The sequence below is a fragment of the Okeania sp. genome (genome assembly GCF_983059655.1).
Genome location: NZ_CEZPJD010000505.1, coordinates 1 through 5865, shown reverse-complemented (window position 1 = coordinate 5865; position 5865 = coordinate 1). Strand labels below are relative to the sequence as shown.

Annotated in this window: 7 protein-coding genes; all 7 read left to right on the top strand. The window is 37.1% G+C overall.

Annotated elements, in window-relative coordinates; all coding sequences use genetic code 11:
- Nucleotides 1–261: DUF1349 domain-containing protein (locus AC3DU7_RS22905; RefSeq protein WP_488041603.1), on the top strand; the 261-nt coding region annotated here is incomplete at its 5' end.
- Nucleotides 262–484: 223 nt separating this feature from the next.
- The gene (locus AC3DU7_RS22900; RefSeq protein WP_488041602.1) at nt 485–961 is read left to right on the top strand and encodes a DUF6932 family protein; all 477 of its coding nucleotides are present in this window, start codon (nt 485–487) and stop codon (nt 959–961) included.
- Nucleotides 958–2424 carry a helix-turn-helix transcriptional regulator gene (locus tag AC3DU7_RS22895; RefSeq protein ID WP_488041601.1) on the top strand — a complete coding sequence of 489 codons (1467 nt, stop codon included), beginning with the start codon at nt 958–960 and terminating at the stop codon, nt 2422–2424. Before AC3DU7_RS22900 ends, AC3DU7_RS22895 begins: the two co-directional genes overlap by 4 nt.
- A gap of 38 nt (nt 2425–2462) precedes the next feature.
- The gene (locus AC3DU7_RS22890; RefSeq protein WP_488041600.1) at nt 2463–3068 is read left to right on the top strand and encodes a DUF4186 family protein; all 606 of its coding nucleotides are present in this window, start codon (nt 2463–2465) and stop codon (nt 3066–3068) included.
- A gap of 36 nt (nt 3069–3104) precedes the next feature.
- Nucleotides 3105–4124, top strand: coding sequence for a hypothetical protein (locus AC3DU7_RS22885; RefSeq protein ID WP_488041599.1), 1020 nt, complete (start codon nt 3105–3107; stop codon nt 4122–4124).
- 4 nt (nt 4125–4128) lie between these two features.
- The gene (locus AC3DU7_RS22880; protein ID WP_488041598.1) at nt 4129–4431 is read left to right on the top strand and encodes a hypothetical protein; all 303 of its coding nucleotides are present in this window, start codon (nt 4129–4131) and stop codon (nt 4429–4431) included.
- 168 nt (nt 4432–4599) lie between these two features.
- Nucleotides 4600–5865, top strand: a 1266-nt coding sequence (locus AC3DU7_RS22875) for an RNA-guided endonuclease InsQ/TnpB family protein (protein ID WP_488041597.1), incomplete at its 3' end; no start/stop codon positions are given.

Genomic DNA, 5865 nt, shown 5'->3' with positions numbered 1-5865 from the left:
CAAGCGAGTGCTGTGGTGACTAGAGAATATTCTGACTGGTCAGTGGTGCCGTTACTGGAAAACCCGGAAAGTATTTGGTTGCGGTTAAAGCGGAGTGGAGAAACAGTGGAAGTAGAATATTCTCTGGATGGAGAGAGTTATAGTTTGTTGAGACTGGGTTATTTGACAACGTCAAATGAATTGCAAGTTGGTTTAATGTGTGCTTCTCCTGATGGAGATGGTTTTTCTGTTGTGTTTGAAGAATTTAGACTATTTGATTAGAAAAGATGAGGATAAAAAAAACACAAATTAATGCCACCTACTATTAAATGTAGGACTTACGCAGATACGCTATATATAGCGCTCAAAACTATTGTCCAACAGTTACTTGACTCTATAAATAGTGCCTTTGCGTAAGTCCTGAAATGGTTATATTACATGAGACGACTGGCCACTAATTCTCCAGATAATTTTTATTTGCAACACAACAAAAAAGTTGTGTATAATGCCTACACAACAAAAAAGTTGTGTTATGATACCATTATTAAATAAAGACGGAAATTTGCCTCCAGGGATACATTGGGCTACTTGGCCTGAATTTGTTGAGGGATTTGGAATTACGCCACATCGCCAGAGACTAATTAAAGGACTCAAGTCTGCTATTGACGTTCTATCAAAAGCTGGATGTCAAACTATTTATATTGATGGCAGCTTTGTTACAAAAAAAGAGGTTCCAGGAGATTTCGATGCTTGTTGGGATACTACTGGAGTAGATATTGATTTCTTATATGAATCTGACCCAATTTTGTTGACATTTGATAACAAACGAGCAGCACAGAAAATTAAGTACCTGGGGGAATTATTTCTAGCATCTTCTCGAGCAGATCGGGTAGGAAATACTTTTCTAGAATTTTTTCAGATTGATAGAAATGGTAATCCGAAAGGCATTATTGCAATAGATTTGAGTAGGTGGCAACCATGATTAAAAATGAAAAACAATATCGTGTTACCCAATCTCAAGCTAAAAAGTTTGAAGAAGCATTGGTACAACTAACGCAAAATTTGGGTAGTACTCAAGAAATTCATCCACTTCTGTTAAAAGCTCAAAAAGAAGCTTTAGAAAGTCAGCTTAACGAGCTTCGTGAAGAGTTATTGGAATATGAAGCCTTAAAATCTGGTCAACAAGAAATTCTTGAATTACATTCATTAGATGAATTGCCTACTGCTCTAATCAAAGCTCGTATTGCCTCTGGTTTAACTCAGAAAGAATTAGCTGAAAGACTCGATCTTAAAGAACAACAAATCCAAAGATATGAAGCAACAGAATATGCTTCTGCTAGCTTAACAAGAATACGGGAGATAATCCAAATACTCGGCGTTCAGGTAACAGAAGATGTTTTCTTACCTAGTTCTGAAGTTTCACTAAAAGCCCTGTTTAGTCGTTTAAAGCAAGTAGGAATTGAACGCAACTTTATCATCAGAAGACTTATTCCTCAAGCTGTAGTTGAAAAGATAGAAGCAGATAATTTATCTGACCAAGAAACAAGTGTTTTAGCTTTAAAAATCGCAGCAGTTTTGGAGAAAATATTCAGATTAAGACCTGCTGAAATATTCAGTTCTGATTCACTTCAACTAGATACGGCAGCAATAGGAGCAGCACGTTTTAAATTGCCTAAAGGAGCTAATGAAAAACGTTTCAATGCCTATACTGTCTATGCTCATTATTTAGCACTTTTGGTATTTGATTGTACATCAGATTTACCAAAAAAGCCAGTTCCTACTCATCCTAATCAAGTTAGAGAAGCAATTATTTCTACTTATGGCAGTTTAGATTTTAAACATACTCTCCAGTACATTTGGAGTTTGGGAATACCAGTTTTACCATTAAAGGATTCTGGTTCATTTCATGGTGCTTTTTGGCGCATTCAGGGTCGTAATATTATCGTACTTAAACAGCAAAATAACTATACTTCTCGTTGGCTTTTCGATTTGCTCCATGAACTTTGGCATACAGCTCAAGAGCCAGAATTAGATGAGCGGACGATTATTGAGGAGAGTGAAACAGCAGAAGAGAGAAGAAATTCTACAGAAGAAAAAACAGCGAGTAGATTTGCCGGGCATATTATTCTCAATGGCCGTGCTGAAGAGTTGGTCGATTTATGTGTCAATAATGCTAGAGAAAGTATTGAGAGATTAAAGCAAGTTGTTCCTCAAGTTGCAACAATAGAAAAAGTTTCATTATCTTCATTAGCAAATTACATGGCATTTCGCCTTTCTTTGCAAGGAGAAAATTGGTGGGGAGCTGCTATGAATTTACAAAAAGAAGATGCAGACTCTTCCGACCCTTGGGAAATTGCGCGAGATATTCTGCTAGAACAAATCAACTTTGGAAAACTCAATCAAGGAGATAGAAATCTCTTAATGCAGGCTCTATCTGATGTTTAAAAACTCAAAAAATGATGTAAATAGGAGATTGAAAAACTATGGCAGACGAATGGAATGCAGAAAAGGAACTAAAACCCCTCAAAATTAAGTGTACTAGCACAGATTGTCAAAATAATTTGCATTGTTTCAAGCAAGACCAAAGAAAGAAAAATGTTAATCAGCCATTTGGTTCATGTCGCGAATGTGGTATTGAACTGGTCGATTGGGAAAGAGTTCACAAACGTGACTTGAGTGACGTTCAATATACTTTTACAGCTCTTAAACATGAAACAATACGCCATTATTATTGGCATCTTGAAATTGACCAGAAAGCTATTAACCATGCTCGCAGAAAAGGAAAAATTAAACTCCGTGAAGCTGTTTATCAGCGAATTAGTAAATCTGTTGGTTCTACAGAGAATTATAATGAAGGTAGACAAACACCAAAAGAAAACTCAGGAAACTCTATATATTATGCTCAACACGCTACAGCTTGCTGTTGTCGGAAATGTATTGAGTATTGGCATCAAATTCCTCAAGGTCGGGATTTGACTGTAACAGAAATTGAATATTTCACAAACTTGATAATGCTTTACATTAACGAAAGATTGCCATTTCTTACAGAAAATGGGGAAAAAGTTGCACCAATTAAAAAAAAATCCTAGAAGTTCATCTAAAACTAAGGAAGAACAAAAGTTGTAATGCCTATTAATACAGACACTTTATCAAGTCGCTATCGGGCTGCATCTGTCAATCTACCTGAAAAGAAGTTATTGATAACCAATTTCCATAATACTCAACAAGAGAAAGATTTAAGCGAACCACCTAATTGTGGCGGAGTTGGACGAATTAGACACTTTAGGCGAAATTTAGGGGATTCTTGGATTCCAAACCCCTTACCCATCGATCCAGCTTGCAAAGCATTAGGTTTACCATCAACAGATATGATGCGATCGCAAGTTTTTCAAAATGCTGCTTGTAACTGGCGTTGTTGGTATTGTTATGTTCCTTTTGAGTTGCTCAGTGCAAACCCCCATCATTCAGAATGGTTAAGTCCTAGTACGCTTATCGATCGCTACCTTAGCCAAACAAACCCACCTCCGATAATCGATCTAACTGGTGGCCAGCCAGATATTATTCCTGAATGGGTACCTTGGATGATGGCTGAACTTAGAAGTCGCGGACTAGAAAAACAAATTTATCTTTGGTCTGATGATAATCTTAGTAATGATTATTTTTGGCGATTTCTTTCAGACGCAGATATTGAACTTGTTGCTACTTATGAAAACTATGGTCGAGTTTGCTGTTTTAAAGGTTTTAATAGCGAGTCATTTGCATTTAATACTCGTGCTGAACCAGAACTATTTGAACAGCAATTTAATCTGATGAAAAGATTTTTAACACTGGGCATTGATTTATATACCTATGCTACTTTTACCACACCGTCAAAACAACAGATAGAAGAAGATATAAATCATTTTGTCGATCGCCTGCAAATGCTTGATGAAAACTTACCACTGCGGACAGTTCCACTCAAGATTCAGGAATTTACTCCAGTCAAACAAAGAATTAATATGGCAATAGCTGATGCCTGGCAAAATCAACAAATTGCTATTGAAGCTTGGCAACAAGAGTTAGAATCTCGATTTTCCCCTGAAGAAAGAGCTATTAATATTGCTGATGTTTCATTAGCTACTCGAAAGTTGAAAGGATTTTACTAACCAAATGAAGTCAATTACAGATATTGAAATACAAGAATTTGAAAAATCTGTCGATTCTTGGATATTAAGAACCCTCGCTACGAATATTACTACCTTCGAGCAATTAATAACTTCTTTGCCTGGTGTGTATCCATCAACAGTGCTTAACTCTATACAAAGACTTGTTTCTGATAAGAAAATTTCTAGACAAGTCATGGATGACATCCTGAAAGCAGCTAACCAAAAAGAGGAAAAAACAATCAGCTCGACGCACCAAATTTTTTTGCCTGTTCCCCATCCTCTAGACTATGATTGGCGATTTAGCTAGATCGCCCTTGAGCCTCACGCCATAATCTGTGATTTGGCGTGAGATGAATCGGCGGACAATTGAATGGGTTCGATGCCGATTCAATTTGCATGATATCTCAGCAAAAATCTTCGCCTTAGTTGAAAAACTTGTATTATGATATTGCAATAACCCCAGAAATTTTCCACCATGCGCACTGCCTACCAATATAAATTAAGGCCCAACAAAGAACAAATAGCCACTATTCAATTGTGGTTGGAATTGTTGCGTCGGCAGTACAACTATCGGTTGGGTGAAAGGTTTTCATGGTGGTCAGAAAACCGTTGTCCAGTTAACGCTTGCCCTTTAGTGATGCCAATTCCTCAACTAAGAGATAATCCAAATTATTACTCTCAAAAACGAGATTTGGTCAATACCAAAGACAAGTTTCCGGAATACAAGCTAATTCACTCTCAGGTCCTGCAGGATTGCATAAAACGGGTAAAACTTGCCTTTGATAGATGGTTTAAAGCAGACAAAAATGGACATAAATTAGGGAAACCAAGGTTTAAAGGAAAAGGACGTTATCGCAGTTTTACTTATCCTCAAATCAAACTTAACTGTATTGAAGGAAATCAAATTAATTTGCCCAAAATAGGAAAAGTAAAGTTAATTCAGCATCGTCCAATACCAGAAGGTTTTCAAATTAAAACAGTAACAATTAGTCGTAAAGCAGATGGTTATTATGTGACTTTATCCCTAGAAGACAAATCAGTTCCAGCTTTAACAACTAAAGTTGAACCAACATTAAAAAACACTCTGGGAATTGATATGGGGTTGAAGGAATTCTTAGTAACAAGTGAAGGAGAATCTGTCCCCATACCCCAATACTATCGAAAATCTCAGCAGCGATTAAAGACTCTACAGAAACGCTTATCCCGTAAAAAGAAAGGAAGCAAAAGATGGTTAAAAGCTCTTTTAGCTGTAGCCAAACAACATAAAAAGATTGCCGATCGACGTAAAGATTTTCACTTCAAAACAGCCAATGAATTATTATCAAAAGCAGAAGTTATCGCCCATGAAAACTTAAATATAAAAGGGCTAGCAAAGACTCGTTTGAGTAAATCAATTAACGATGCTGGATGGGGACAATTCCTAACTATTTTGACTGTCAAAGCCGGAAATGCTGGACAGAAGACTATAGGAGTGAACCCCAAAAATACCAGCCAAGATTGCTCAAATTGTGGGAAAAAAGTCGATAAAGAATTAAACATACGAACTCATTCTTGTCCGCATTGCGGTATTGTCATAGACCGCGACTGGAATGCAGCGATAAATATAAAAAATAGGGCGGTAGGGCATTCCGTCCTTAAAGCTCGTGGAGTCCGACGGGGTACCGGGACTGCGAAACGAGAGAGCTTACACTATAGCTTCAGCTTAGTGTGGGAGTATGTCACAGCCATCTTTAAAATCCAT